Here is a 12,364-nt window from a genome sequence, read left to right as displayed (position 1 = left end):
TGTCAGCTCTGGCCGGCGACGTTGTCGCGGGCGTCCTGCGCGCTGCTCTTGACCTCGTCGACCGCGTGGGTCGCGTCGTCACGGACGTGGGCGGCGGCACCGGCGGCCTCATCCTTGACGGCGGCGAAGGCCTCCTGTGCCGGCTCCTTGAGATCCTGGCCGATGGTCTTGGCGACGTCGGTCGCCTCATCGACGAGAGGCTGGGCCTTCTCCTTGATGTCCTCGGCCAGTTCCTTCTCCTTTGAGGACGCGGGGATGACGGCGGCCACGACGAGCCCCGCAGCGAAGGCCATGAGCCCCACCGCCAGCGGGTTGCCCTGCGCCTTGGCCACGGTGTGCCGTCCGGCGTCGGCGACCGAGGAGGAGGCATCCCCCAGTCGGTCCCCGGCGTCGTCGGCGGCGCCCATGACGCGGTCGACCGCCGAGCGCACGGCGCCCTTCATCTTCTGCGTCTGCCGGTGCACGACCTTCGAGGGGGTGACCTTGTCGGCGAGGGCGTCGACATCCCTGCCGAACTCCGCTCGGGTCCGCTCGATGTCGGCGCGGATCGCTTCGGGTGAATCGCTCATTTGTTCTCCTCATTCCTCTTCACCGCATCAGGGATGCGCTTGAGGCTGTCCACGGTGCGCGGAGCCCCTTCGATGCTCTTCAACTGCTTGCGTCCCATCACGAACAGGACGAGGGCGATCACCGCCCAGATGACGGCGACGATCACGGCCGACCAGCCGAGGCCGGTGACATAGGCCCCGAGGGCCCACCAGAGGGCGACCGACAGGAAGAACACGGCCATGAGTGCGCCGTATCCCGCTCCGCCGAGCATCCCCGCCCCCCGGCCCGCGCGCGTGGCGGACTGCTTGAGCTCGGCCTTGGCGAGCTCCAGCTCCTGCCGCATGAGGGTCGACAGATCGGTGGTGACCTCGCTGAGCAGATCGCCGAGTGACGTGGTCTCGGCCTTCTGCTCCGAGGGCGTGGGGGTGCCGTCGGTCATGGTCGCCCCTCTTCATCGGATCCGCGGGTGGCGGCGTCGGTGCGGTCGTAGAGCGGGGTGTCCCCGTCGTCGACCGTCTCGCCGCGCGGCGTGACGCCCCACGGGGCGGTGCCGGCATCGATCCCGCTCATGCCGTCCGGCGCTCCGGGCACGGTGCCGTCGGTGGGCAGCGGCGGCTCACCGAGAGTGGTGTTCTCTGCGGTGCCCGCGCCTCCGACCACTCCCGCGGCGCCCGCGCTGCCGGGGACGGCGCCGGGCGTGGTCGCCGGGGCGACGGGACGCGGCGGGACCGCGGGTGCCGCCGCTCCCGCCACCGACGGGGAGCCGGAGTCCGATGCCGCGCCAGACGAGGCGGACTCCGCGGCGCCCTCGGAGAGCGCCCTGGTCAGCCGGCCGGCGACGAGACCGGCGAGGGCGGCCACCGCGATGAACGTGCCGGGCTTCGCCCGTGCGTAGGACTTCACCTCGGTGAGCAGCGAACCGGGGTCGCGGTCGCCGATCCAGCCCGCGATGCCCTGGATGCGCGTCGACGCCTGGCGCACGAGGTCGGCGGCGACACCGCCGTCGGAGCGCTCCGCCATCGTGCCCAGCTCCCCGCCCACGGACCGGAGTCCGTCCGCGACGCGGCGCTGCTGCACCGCCGCCTGCTCCGACAGCTCCGTCTTGGTCTGGTGGTACAGGTCGCGCACCTGGTCTTTGGCTTCGTGGGCGACCGCCCCGGCTTCGGCCTTCGCCGTCTCGACGACGTCCGCGGCCTGGCCCTTCGCCGTGTCGGCGACACCCGCGGCCTCATGCGCGGCGGTCCGGACGGTGCCCGGAGACTCGGTCGTACCGCTGCCCGCGGCACCTTCTGCATTGCTCTGCGACATCGTTCTTCCTCTCGACTCCCGCCGACGGCCGCCGGCGTGTGAGCAGGTTTACTCTCGGGCGCGGCGATCACAGCGAGGGTTGACGCGGCTCGCGGAGGGCATTACCGTGCCGGGACTCCGCACGGCTGCCGCACCCGCCTACGATGGGGGCCATGGCCGACAAGCCGCAGTGGCTCATCCGCGAAGACGCGAGCGTCCCCGTGCTCGTCGCGCTCGCCCTGCGCCAGCTGCTGGGCATCAGGGCGCCCCTCGATCTGCCTTCCCTCCGCGACCTGTCCGTGCGCGCACCCGATGCGCCGGACGCCTCCCCCGAGGTCGAGACGCAGTGGCAGGGCTACTGGGACATGACCGTGGAGCCGCGGGCCCACCACTCCGGCGTCCCACTCGAGCTGATCGACGGTTTCGACACCCTGGTGGCCCTCCCGGCGACCGGCGCCGAAGCGCTCTCGACCGCGATCCGTCCGCATGCCGGCACCGCGCTCCGGTATGCCACCGCCGCACACGACCGGTACGTCGGGTCGATGAAGAGCCACACCGGCGGGGACGCCTACCGGGCGTACGCGAGCGCGATCGCGGAGTTCGAGCGTGACATCGGACGCCGCGCGCACTCGTTCGAGCTGAACGTGCAGGTGCTGCCGCTGTCGCAGCGCGGGATCTGGTGGATCGGCGACCTCACGGTCGCGGTGACGGACGGGCTCCGCCGGGACGTCGTGGCGTTCGACTCCGCCATCCGCCCGGTGATCGCGGAGCTCGCCTGAACCGCGACGCCCGACGGCACTCCCCGCTCCTGCCCAGGAGGAGTGCCGTCGTCGAGAGCCGCTCATCTCCCAGACTCGGTAGTATCCAGGGGCATGGGGGATATCTTCGCGTTCAACGCGTCAGCGATGCATGCTTCGGCGGTACAGACCCGCTCGGCACTCAGCGGTGTGAAGAAACGCGGGTACACCCGCGTCGACGACTGGGGAAGCGCGCTCGTCGCAGAGACGGTCGACTTCTTCCTCGATCTGCTCGAGGAAGAGCTTACGGAGGCGGAGAAGACCTCCGAAAAACTAGCAAAGAACATCGAGCTGACCGCACCGACCTCCGCAAGGCCGACGATGTCTTCCACGACAACTGGGTGGGCGAGTCGGCCGCCGGCGCCAGGAAGCGACTGAAGAACCTGGTCGCGACCACGAGAGCAGTGGAGACAGCGATCGGCAGAGTGCGCAGAACCCTCGTCGACTATGCATCCGAAGTCGCTGAGATCAAAGAGCTTGCCGCGGTGCAGATCGAAAAGCGCAACGCCGCTCAGCAGATCCTGCAGGATCAGCTCGTCGACGACCCCGGCGCCTTCGACCCGCAACGCGGCAGCTCAGCGAACCAGCAGCTGGAAGACGCACTCGCCGCGCTGTACCGTCTTTCGGTGCGTCGACAGAGCGCGGACAGCGCGGTACTCGGTGACATCCGCGCCGCTGTCGCGACGACGTGGGAGGTCGATCCCGAGAACTATCCGTCCGACCGCGCCTGGTACGACCAGGCCGGCTACCAGTACGAAATCGACGACGCACTCGGCTACTCGGCCGACGACTACACCGCGGAGGAGATCATGGATCTCTTCAAGAGGTACCCCGGCGAGATCTTCCCGTTCGATGTGTCGGTTTCGTCCAGCACATTCACAGACGGCGCCGTCTTCACGCTGTCCGACACGATCATCGGCAACGGTTCGGCTGAGCCCTATGAGACCGGCGACGTGGTCGTGACCACCACGGGAACCAGCGTGAAGTTCACCGTCATCTCCGACCAGTACTTCGACGGTCCCGGCTCGACCATCGAATTCTCAGTCGTCGAGGTCGACGGCGAGTGGGTTCTGCGGAAGACCGCCACGGCCGTCGGCGCCAACCAGGCCGCCGCTCTCGGCGCCGAGTGGGCAGCGGAGCAGACGTGGAACGTCCAGGCCGACAACCTCAGAGACATCATCAACAAGCACGGGGACCGCTGACCATGGGCCGTCTCACCGTCTCCCTCGCCCTGTTCGGCATCGTGGTTTTCGCGGTCGTCATGGCTGCCGTGCAAGTGCCGATCTACATCGCCAACCTTCCCGACTCGCGGGCAGGCCTCGGATGGCTCACCGTCCTCATCGTCATCCCGACGATCGTCGCCGGGATCGTGTCGGGACTCACCGCCGCCCTGGGCGCCCACATCGGCAAGCGAACTTCGACGAGCCCTCTCCCCACGACGAACATGGCCATCGGTGGCGGGCTCGGTGGATCCGTCGGCAGCCTGGCCTATCTGCTCTACCTGAGCTGGATGTACCAGAACGGGCTCGGCCTGTGGATCCTCGTCCTTGGCTACGTTGGCGTCTTCACCGCTTTCGCGGGTTTCACGGCATTCCGGGTGCGCCGGAGCGCGAAGTCGGGCGGCATGCGCGAACAGTCAAGCCCGACTAGCGTCGAGTTCAGTCCTCGTCGATGACGGTCTCCCGGTCGACCCTCACGACGCGGTCATGGCGGCGGGCGATCCGCTCGAGAACGAGACCGGCGACGCCACCCAGCGCCAGCCCGATCGGCACGGTCCACAGCAGCAGGAAGCCGAAGACCTGACCAGGCGGGTAGACGACGTCGAGCGCCTGCGACTGCTCGAAACTGCCGACCATGGTCAGGATGCCGGCGGCGATGATGCCCAGCACGACCCCGATGCCCATGAGCACGCCGTACCGCGGTACGCGGCGCACGGTCGCTTCGACGGTCTGGTGGGTGTCGTGGGAGGGCATGCCTCCATTGTCCCACCCTCTGCGCGCCTGCGCAGCCGCACACGGAACCGCCCTCCCCGATCACCGGGGAGGGCGGTTCCGACGGCGGCCGGACTCAGACCTCGGTCGTCGTCTCGGCCGGCTCCCCCCTCCGGGTGCGACGCACGATCAGCACCCCGCCCGTCGCGGCCAGCGCCACGACCGCCAGACCGCCCACGATCCAGGGCCACACCGGAGCCTCCTCGGTGGCGACCGGCGCGCTGATCGCGGTCACCGCCGCGTCCGCCTCGGCCTCCGGCTCGGACTCCTCCTCGGCGGGAGTGCCGCAGGCGCCGTCGACCGGGATCACGGCGGACATCGGGTCGAGCTCCTCGCCCACCTCATACGTGCCGAACGCGGAGGCACCGGCCGCGGTCAGCGTCGTGGGAACCGCATCGAGGGTCAGCGCGCCGTCGGCGACGGCGGCGTCCGCGAGGGCGAACTCGGCGAGACGCACGCCCTCTTGCGCCACGGCTTCTCCGGCCTGCGTGGTCCCGGTCACGTCGAACACGAGGTAGCCGGTGTCGCCCGTGAGCTCGACGCGCGCGTTCGCCAGCGTCGTGTTCAGCGCCCCGTCGTGGCCCGTGAAGGTGATGCTGCCGCCGTAGGTGACCAGACCCGAGGCCGCCGCGTCGTCCAGCGAACCGGTGCCGTTCGACCACACGAAGGCGGGGTACTCGTAGGCCACGTCGGTGAGCGTCCAGCCGCCTCGCGCGATGCCCTCGATGTACGTGCGGAACGACTCCTTGTAGCCCCAGTGCAGGGTCGCCCCCTCGACCGTGCACACGCCGACCTCCGCGGTCGCTCTGGCGAGCGTGAACGCGAGACCGCGATCGACCGACCCCTGGAAGGTGAGCGTGTGCTCGCCGTCCGCGAGTGTCGCCGGGAGGGCACCCGACCACGTCGCGACCCCCGCCGCGTCGGCCGTCACCGTGCCGAGCAGCACCGGGGTCGAGTACACGACCACCTTGATGTCCTCCTCGTTCGCACGGAAGCCGGAGGCGGAGACCGTGGCCGTCTTCCCGGCGGCGAGCGCCGCGAGGTTCTCCTCGTCGACCTCGATACCGGCCGCCGTCGGCGCGGTCGTCGGGAGCGCGGCCTTCGGGACGACCGCGGCCGCCGCGACCGTTCCCGTCGTGCCCGACGGAGCGGCGGCGACGGAGCCGATCGTGAACGAGACGGGGTTGAGCGTGGTGCCGTACCCCGAGAGGACGCGGTCGCGTCCGGCGTCCGTGAGGGCGGCGGGTGCCGCCGTGTAGGTGACGGCGCCACCGGCCGCCGTGCGGACGGCGCGGGAGAGGTCGAGGGTCGCGAACGGCACCTGCGCACCCCCGCTCGTCACGAACAGCGTGGCGGAGGACGCCGAGGTGATCCGGATCATCGGATCGGCGACCGTGACGTCGAGCAGCCCGTGGTGGCCGGTGAAGCGCACGGCACCGCGGTAGACGACACTGCCGCGTCCGGAAGCCGCGTCGAAGTCGCCGCCCACGGTCTGCCCGAACTGGAACTGGCCGCCGGAGCGCGTGGCCCCACCGGACACGGCGATCGCGCCCTGGGCGATCGGGCCGGTGATGTAGTTCGTGAACGAGGACGAGATGGCCCAGCGCAGCGACCCGCCGGGGACGGTCGCGGCCGGCTTCGTCGGCGTGACCGGAGTGACCGGGGGCTGCGGCTCGGTCGGCTTCTCGCCGAGCAGTGTGCGCCACTGCGCGTCGGTGATCGTGACCGCTGCGCGCGCGTAGATGGTGTCGGCGGTCGGCATCGTGTGCTGCTGCCACACGATCGCCTCGTACGTCTTCGTCCGGTCGAGGTTCTTCCCCGCCGCGTTCAGGTCGACGGCGAAGGCTCCGAAGCCGATGTTCCGAACGTACTGCATGGCGAGGAAACCGCCACCGGCGGTCACGTCGGCCTCCGTCCCCGTCTCGATGAGCGCCACGTAGGCGCCGGTGACCGCGCCGAGGTCGGCGGCGGTGACCTTCACCGTCAGCCCGTCTGCCGCGGTGGCGCCGGTGACGGCGGTCGTGACCGACGGCCCGGGGGACGGCAGCAGGGCGTTCCACTGCGCGTCGGTGACGGTGACGGTGGACCGTGCGTAGATGGTGTCCGCGGTCGGCATCGTGTGCTGCTGCCAGACGATCACCTCGTAGGCCTTCGACCCATCGAGAGCGCTCGCCGCCGCGGTCAGGTCGACGCTGAAGCTGCCGCCCGTGATGCCGCGCACGTACTGCATCGCGAGGAAGCCGCCTCCGGCGGTGACGTCGGCCTCCGTACCCTTCTCGATCAGCGCGGCGTAGGCACCGGAGACGGTACCCAGCTTCGTCGCGGCGGCCGTGACCGTGAGGCCGTCCTCGGCCGTCGCCGCGGTCACGGTGGTCGTCAGCCCCGAGGCGATGCGGTAATCCAGAGCGACGCTGCGCTCCTGGTCGGCGTTGACGACACCGCCTGCCGGGTAGGTGTACACCCCGTAGGAACCGGGCGTCGCCGGGGTGTCCTTGAGCGTGAGCGTGACCTGGAACGAGCCGTCGGGCGAGATGTCCACCCACTGTGCGCGGATCGCACCCTGGTACTGCGTCGGGACCTGGGTCAGCACATCCTCGGCGAGCGCCCAGGCCTGAGCACCGACCGAACGCGCCGAGGACGGCGCCCCCTGCGAGGGCTGCCACGTCGCGGCGAAGTTGCCGAAGACCACATAGGCGCCCTGGGGCAGGTTCGACGGGATCGGGACGCCGCGTCCGCCGACGTTCGCGGTCGGGTCGTATCCGGTGCCCTTGACGACGATCTCGTCACCCGCCTGGAGGCGAGCGCCCGCAGCGGGCGTCGTGCCGTCGGCGAGGAACACCTCGATGGCGGCTTCGGCGGGCGTCGGCTCGGTCTCGCCCGGGGCCGTCTCCCCGGGCTCGGTCTCCCCGGGCTCGGTCTCCCCGGGCTCGGTCTCCCCGGGCTCGGTCTCCCCGGGCTCGGTCTCCCCGGGCTCCGTCTCACCCGGCTCCGTCTCACCCGGCTCCGTCTCACCCGGCTCGACGGGCGTCGTTCCGAAGACCGTGTCCCACTGCGCAGGTGTCACCGTGACGTCGCCGCGGCCGTAGATCGTGGCGGCTATGGGCGCGGTGTGCTGCTGCCAGACGAGCACCTCGTACGTCTTCGTCCGGTCCAGGGACGCCACGGGCGCCTGCAGCGTGAAGGACGAACCCCCCTGCTGCACGCTCGGGAAGGGCAGCGCGAACGCGGCGTAGCCACCGCCGGCGGAGATGCCGCTCTCGGTGCCCGACACGATCAGTGCGGCATAGACGCCCGTCACGTCGGGCAGACCCTCGGCCCGCACCTGCACGGTGAGGCCGCTGGTGTCGGCGGACGACACCGCCGCGGTGACGGTCGCCGCGGCCGCGTGGGCCGGCGGGCTGACCATCGCCCCGGCGGCGACGAGGACGAAGGAGACGAGGGCGGCGAGCAGGACACGCAGGCGTGTGCTCGCTGAGGGGGTGTGTGCTGTGGCGTTCACGGTTCTCCGCGGCGCGCGGGGCGCGATCGATCGCGCGCCCTGCGGCGCCGCACGGCAGTCGGGCGAAGGTGGACTTTGGTTAGGCTTGGCTAAGCAAGCCGCCGATCCCGAGCGTAGAGGGGCGCCAGTGAGGGCGTCAAGTTTTAGGATAGCCTTGCCTAATGCGACGCGCTCCTGCCCTGCTTCTCGCCGCCGCGCTGGCCCTCGGACTGGCCGCGTGCGCCGGGTCGGACTCCAGCCCCGGGTCGGCAGCACCCCCTGCCGACGACGCCTGCCCGCAGGCCTCGACTCCTCTCGCCGATCTGGACCTGGTCGCCGACGTGCGCACAGCGACGGGACCCTCGACCGCGTGCCTCGCGAGTCACGCGGTCGCGCCCGTCGATGACGACACCGCCCCGGCACTCCCGGTCACCGTGACCGACAGCGAAGGCCGCGAGGTCGAGATCACGGACGTCGGTCGCATCCTCCCGATCGACATCTCCGGCACGATCGCCGCCACGGTGTTCGCGCTCGGGCTCGGCGATCAGGTCGTCGGACGTGACGCGTCCACGCAGTTCCCCGGCACCGAGGATCTCCCGGTCGTCACCAAGACCGGGCACACGCTCAACCCGGAGGCCATCCTCGAACTGGCCCCGACCGTCGTGCTCACCGACACCACGATCGGCCCGAAGGAGGTCCGCCAGCAGCTGCGGGATGCGGGCATCGCGGTCGTCGTCATCTCCAGCGACCGCCGGATCGACACCACCGACGCGCTCGTGACGGAGATCGCCACGGCCCTCGGCGTCCCGACGCGCGGCACGGCGCTCAGCGCCCGCCTCGACGCCGAGCTCGACGCCGCCATCGCGGAGATCGCCGACGTCACCCCGTCCGCCGCGGCGGACCGCGCACGCATGCTCTTCCTGTACGTACGCGGGAGCGCCAACGTGTACTACATCTTCGGTGAGGACTCCGGGGCGGACTCCCTCATCGATGCGGTCGGCGGTGTCGACGTCGCGGAGGAGATCGGCTGGGAGGGCATGAAGCCGATGACCGCGGAAGCACTCGTCGCCGCGCAGCCCGACGTGCTCGTGATGATGACGGACGGGTTGGAATCGGTGGGTGGCGTCGACGGGCTCATCGAACGCATCCCCGCCATCGCCGAGACCCCCGCAGGAGCACACCGGCGGGTGATCGACATGGCGGACGCCGAGATCCTCAGCTTCGGCCCCCGGTCGGCCGATGTGATCAGCGCCCTCGCGCGGGCCCTGTACGCGCCGGAACCCGCCTCGTGACCGGCGAGGTCGTCACCCCGACGCCGACCCGGCATCGGGGACTACGCTTCGCGACGGTCGTCATCGCCCTCGTCATCGGCCTTCTCGTCACGGGCGTCGCGTCGATCACGAGCGGGCAGTACGACCTGTCGCCGACCGCGCTCCTGGACGTCCTGTTGCGCGGCCTCGGCATCGACACCGCCGGGACTCCGGCCGCGGCGACCGACGACGGCGTGATCTACAACCTCCGTCTCCCCCGACTGGTCCTCGGCCTGCTCGTCGGCGCCGCGCTCGCGGTCTCCGGCGTGCTCATGCAGGCCATCTTCGGCAACCCTCTCGCGGACGCCGGCGTCGTCGGCGTCTCCTCCGGCGCGGCGCTCGGAGCGGCGGCCAGCATCACGTTCGGCCTGGCCACCTTCGGCATGTGGACCACGCCTGCCTTCGCCTTCATCGGGGGTCTCGCGGCCGTCTTCTCCGTCTACCTCCTGAGCCGCTCCGGCGGTCGCACCGAAGTGGTCACGCTGCTGCTCACCGGCATCGCGATCAACGCCATCGCCGGCGCCGGCATGGCCTTCCTCACGTTCCTCGGCACGACCTCGACGCGCGAGCAGATCGTGTTCTGGCAGCTCGGCTCGCTGAACGGCGCCCTCTGGTCGAACATCCAGCTCGTCGCGCCGCTCGTTGCGATCGGGATCGTCGTCGCCCTGATCGTGGCGCCGAGTCTGGATCTCTTCGCCCTCGGCGAGCGCACCGCCCGGCACCTGGGCGTGCCGGTCGAGCTGCTGCGGATGGTCGTGATCGTCACGGTGGCACTGCTCGTCTGCGCCGCGGTGGCCTTCGCGGGGATCATCGGGTTCGCGGGTCTCGTCGTGCCCCACCTCATGCGCATGCTGATCGGCCCCGCACACCTCCCGCTCGTGATCGCCTCCGCCCTCGGCGGCGCGCTCCTCATCGCGGCCGCCGACCTCGTGGCGCGCACGGCGGTGCCGCTCGCGGACCTCCCCATCGGCATGATCACGTCCCTCGTGGGCGGCCCGTTCTTCCTCTGGCTCCTCGTGCGGACGCGGCGGCGGTCGGGAGGATGGGCGTGAGCCCGCGCCTGAGGGGCCAGGGGCTCACGGTGCGCGTCGGGGACGGACGCACCATCCTCGACGACGCGGCCATCTCCATCCACGCCGGCGAGGTGCACGCCCTCGTCGGGCCGAACGGCGCGGGCAAGTCCACCCTGTTCGGCGTGCTCGCGGGGGACGTCGCTCCGGTGTCCGGCACCGTCCTCCTCGACGGCCGTCCGGTCGCGGGTGTCCGTCCCCGCGACCTCGCCCGGCAACGCGCCGTGCTGCTGCAGGAGAACGCCGTCACCTTCCCCTTCACGGTCGAGCAGGTCGTGCGGATGGGACGCACGCCGTGGGGGCGGAGCCCGGCCGCCGAGGAGGACGACAGCGCCGTGGCGGCAGCGATGGCGACGACCGAGGTCACGGCGCTGCGGGAGCGCTCCGTCCCCTCCCTCTCCGGCGGTGAGCGCGCGCGGGTGGCGCTGGCCCGCGTGCTCGCCCAGGACACCGGGATCCTGTTGCTCGACGAGCCGACGGCGGCCCTGGACCTCAAGCATCACGAAGACGTCATGCGGGTGATTCGCAGGCGGGCGGAGGCCGGGGTCGCGGTCGCGGTCGTGCTGCACGACCTCAACGCCGCGCTCGCGCACGCCGACCGCGTCACTCTGCTCGCGGGCGGTCGGGTCTCCGCCACCGGCACGCCGGCCGAGGTCCTCACGGCCGCACGGATCGAGGAGGTCTACGGGCAGCCCGTCGATGTGTTCCCGCACCCGCATACCGGGGTGCCGCTCGTCGTGGCCCGCCGCTAGGGGCGCAGCGGGAGGACTCCGGTGAGATCCGCACGCGTGCCCGAGGCGTGGATGCGCCCCGCCGTCGCGGCGTCCGCCCATGCCTCCGTGCCGGTCGCGACCGCGATCCAGGTGGCGGCGTCCATCTCCACCACGTTCGGCGGAGTCCCACGGGTGTGCCGCGGCCCCTGGATCACCTGCACGGCTCCGAACGGCGGGACGCGCACCTCGACGCTGTTGCCCGGCGCCTTCTCGTCGAGCAACTGCAGCAGGTAGCGCACCGCGGTGGCGAGCTCCGGCCGCGTCGGCTTCGTCCCCGCGGCCTCCGCGTCGCGCACGGCACCGAGCGCCGCGCGTCCGTCGACGATGTCGATCTTCCTGGCCATCCCCCCACCCTAGATCCGCCGCGGCGGCCCCGGTCATAAGCTCGATGGCATGAGCATGCATCCCCAGGGCGCCCGCGCCGAGCTGCTCGCCGCCGCCGCCGACCACTCCTGGAGCGTGCCGATCCCTCCGCTCGCGGATCCGGGCCGCGCCCACGACGCCTCGGTGCTCATCCTCTTCGGCGTCCTCGACCGCATCCCCGCACCGACCGTCGATGCGGCCGTCGCGCGCGACCTCGACGTCCTGCTGCAGCGTCGCGCCCCGACCCTCTCCTCGCATCCGGGCCAGGTCTCCTTCCCCGGCGGGCGCGCCGAAGCGGCCGATGCCGACGCGGTCGCCACGGCGCTGCGCGAGGCCGAGGAGGAGACCGGCCTCGATCCCGCGGGAGTCGAGGTGCTCGCCACGCTCCCCGTGATCCCCCTCGCCGCGAGCAACCACCTCGTCACGCCCGTCCTCGCCTGGTGGCAGTCGCCGTCGCGCGTCGTCGCCGTCGACCACGCGGAGACCGTCGAGGTGTTCCGCGTCCCCGTCGCGCAGCTCCTCGACCCGGCGACCCGCTTCACCTCGACCCTGTCCCGTGCCGGCCGCACGTTCCGCGGACCCGCGTTCGACGTCGACGGCACGATCGTGTGGGGCTTCACCGCCATGGTGCTCGACGCCCTGTTCGACGCCACCGGGTGGACCGTGCCCTGGGATACGGCGGACGAGCGTCCCATCGAGCTCTGACGGGGACCCACCGAAACCCCGCGCACGGGCCTCGATAGGCT

Annotated in this window: 14 protein-coding genes; 8 read left to right on the top strand and 6 right to left on the bottom strand. The window is 71.4% G+C overall.

Annotated features, from left to right (window positions below):
* Positions 1-2: 2 nt before the first annotated feature.
* From CJ226_RS06400 to CJ226_RS06390, 3 genes are read right to left on the bottom strand one after another with little or no spacing between them, the layout of a single operon-like run.
* Positions 3-569, bottom strand: a complete 567-nt coding sequence (locus CJ226_RS06400) for a DUF3618 domain-containing protein (protein ID WP_062637392.1) — start codon at positions 567-569, stop codon at positions 3-5.
* Positions 566-988, bottom strand: a complete 423-nt coding sequence (locus CJ226_RS06395) for a phage holin family protein (RefSeq protein WP_062637394.1) — start codon at positions 986-988, stop codon at positions 566-568. The genes CJ226_RS06400 and CJ226_RS06395 overlap by 4 nt, the downstream gene beginning before the upstream one ends.
* The gene (locus tag CJ226_RS06390; RefSeq protein ID WP_102208674.1) at positions 985-1,857 is read right to left on the bottom strand and encodes a hypothetical protein; all 873 of its coding nucleotides are present in this window, start codon (positions 1,855-1,857) and stop codon (positions 985-987) included. Before CJ226_RS06390 ends, CJ226_RS06395 begins: the two co-directional genes overlap by 4 nt.
* A 152-nt stretch (positions 1,858-2,009) precedes the next feature.
* On the opposite strand from CJ226_RS06390, the gene CJ226_RS06385 reads away from it, so the two are divergent.
* The 4 genes from CJ226_RS06385 to CJ226_RS06370 all read left to right on the top strand — a co-directional run bounded on the left by CJ226_RS06385 (position 2,010) and on the right by CJ226_RS06370 (position 4,308).
* The gene (locus CJ226_RS06385; protein ID WP_082802994.1) at positions 2,010-2,615 is read left to right on the top strand and encodes a zinc-binding alcohol dehydrogenase; all 606 of its coding nucleotides are present in this window, start codon (positions 2,010-2,012) and stop codon (positions 2,613-2,615) included.
* A gap of 93 nt (positions 2,616-2,708) precedes the next feature.
* On the top strand, positions 2,709-3,011 hold the full coding sequence (locus tag CJ226_RS06380; protein WP_102208673.1) for a hypothetical protein: 303 nt from the start codon (positions 2,709-2,711) through the stop codon (positions 3,009-3,011).
* A gap of 107 nt (positions 3,012-3,118) precedes the next feature.
* The gene (locus CJ226_RS06375; protein WP_146008209.1) at positions 3,119-3,835 is read left to right on the top strand and encodes a hypothetical protein; all 717 of its coding nucleotides are present in this window, start codon (positions 3,119-3,121) and stop codon (positions 3,833-3,835) included.
* A gap of 2 nt (positions 3,836-3,837) precedes the next feature.
* The gene (locus tag CJ226_RS06370) at positions 3,838-4,308 is read left to right on the top strand and encodes a hypothetical protein (RefSeq protein WP_062637404.1); all 471 of its coding nucleotides are present in this window, start codon (positions 3,838-3,840) and stop codon (positions 4,306-4,308) included.
* Here the strand turns inward: CJ226_RS06370 and CJ226_RS06365 are convergent.
* Entirely contained in the window at positions 4,292-4,606 is a 315-nt protein-coding gene (locus CJ226_RS06365) for a potassium transporter Trk (RefSeq protein ID WP_102208671.1), read from the bottom strand. The two genes, CJ226_RS06370 and CJ226_RS06365, sit on opposite strands and share 17 nt — an antisense overlap.
* A gap of 94 nt (positions 4,607-4,700) precedes the next feature.
* Complete coding sequence (locus CJ226_RS06360; RefSeq protein WP_102208670.1) at positions 4,701-8,123, bottom strand: HtaA domain-containing protein; 3,423 nt, start codon at positions 8,121-8,123, stop codon at positions 4,701-4,703.
* A gap of 161 nt (positions 8,124-8,284) precedes the next feature.
* On the opposite strand from CJ226_RS06360, the gene CJ226_RS06355 reads away from it, so the two are divergent.
* From CJ226_RS06355 to CJ226_RS06345, 3 genes are read left to right on the top strand one after another with little or no spacing between them, the layout of a single operon-like run.
* Positions 8,285-9,394, top strand: a complete 1,110-nt coding sequence (locus tag CJ226_RS06355; RefSeq protein WP_102208669.1) for a hemin ABC transporter substrate-binding protein — start codon at positions 8,285-8,287, stop codon at positions 9,392-9,394.
* Positions 9,391-10,464, top strand: coding sequence for an iron ABC transporter permease (locus CJ226_RS06350; RefSeq protein ID WP_102208668.1), 1,074 nt, complete (start codon positions 9,391-9,393; stop codon positions 10,462-10,464). Before CJ226_RS06355 ends, CJ226_RS06350 begins: the two co-directional genes overlap by 4 nt.
* The gene (locus CJ226_RS06345) at positions 10,461-11,234 is read left to right on the top strand and encodes a heme ABC transporter ATP-binding protein (RefSeq protein ID WP_257996542.1); all 774 of its coding nucleotides are present in this window, start codon (positions 10,461-10,463) and stop codon (positions 11,232-11,234) included. The genes CJ226_RS06350 and CJ226_RS06345 overlap by 4 nt, the downstream gene beginning before the upstream one ends.
* Here CJ226_RS06345 and CJ226_RS06340 read toward each other — a convergent pair.
* Entirely contained in the window at positions 11,231-11,599 is a 369-nt protein-coding gene (locus tag CJ226_RS06340; RefSeq protein ID WP_062637418.1) for a sterol carrier family protein, read from the bottom strand. The two genes, CJ226_RS06345 and CJ226_RS06340, sit on opposite strands and share 4 nt — an antisense overlap.
* Before the next feature lie 49 nt (positions 11,600-11,648).
* On the opposite strand from CJ226_RS06340, the gene CJ226_RS06335 reads away from it, so the two are divergent.
* Entirely contained in the window at positions 11,649-12,323 is a 675-nt protein-coding gene (locus tag CJ226_RS06335; RefSeq protein WP_062766139.1) for a CoA pyrophosphatase, read from the top strand.
* Positions 12,324-12,364: the final 41 nt, after the last annotated feature.

The organism is Microbacterium sp. UMB0228, assembly GCF_002871415.1.
Lineage (GTDB): Bacteria > Actinomycetota > Actinomycetes > Actinomycetales > Microbacteriaceae > Microbacterium.
This window is presented reverse-complemented; position numbering and strand designations above follow the sequence as displayed.

What these genes read in the sequence shown, in the direction of transcription:
- CJ226_RS06400 (WP_062637392.1), bottom strand. Translation starts at nt 569, where the DNA reads ATGAGCGATTCACCCGAAGCGATCCGCGCCGACATCGAGCGGACCCGA.
- CJ226_RS06395 (WP_062637394.1), bottom strand. Translation starts at nt 988, where the DNA reads ATGACCGACGGCACCCCCACGCCCTCGGAGCAGAAGGCCGAGACCACG.
- CJ226_RS06390 (WP_102208674.1), bottom strand. Translation starts at nt 1,857, where the DNA reads ATGTCGCAGAGCAATGCAGAAGGTGCCGCGGGCAGCGGTACGACCGAG.
- CJ226_RS06385 (WP_082802994.1), top strand. Translation starts at nt 2,010, where the DNA reads ATGGCCGACAAGCCGCAGTGGCTCATCCGCGAAGACGCGAGCGTCCCC.
- CJ226_RS06380 (WP_102208673.1), top strand. Translation starts at nt 2,709, where the DNA reads ATGGGGGATATCTTCGCGTTCAACGCGTCAGCGATGCATGCTTCGGCG.
- CJ226_RS06370 (WP_062637404.1), top strand. Translation starts at nt 3,838, where the DNA reads ATGGGCCGTCTCACCGTCTCCCTCGCCCTGTTCGGCATCGTGGTTTTC.
- CJ226_RS06365 (WP_102208671.1), bottom strand. Translation starts at nt 4,606, where the DNA reads ATGCCCTCCCACGACACCCACCAGACCGTCGAAGCGACCGTGCGCCGC.
- CJ226_RS06355 (WP_102208669.1), top strand. Translation starts at nt 8,285, where the DNA reads ATGCGACGCGCTCCTGCCCTGCTTCTCGCCGCCGCGCTGGCCCTCGGA.
- CJ226_RS06340 (WP_062637418.1), bottom strand. Translation starts at nt 11,599, where the DNA reads ATGGCCAGGAAGATCGACATCGTCGACGGACGCGCGGCGCTCGGTGCC.
- CJ226_RS06335 (WP_062766139.1), top strand. Translation starts at nt 11,649, where the DNA reads ATGAGCATGCATCCCCAGGGCGCCCGCGCCGAGCTGCTCGCCGCCGCC.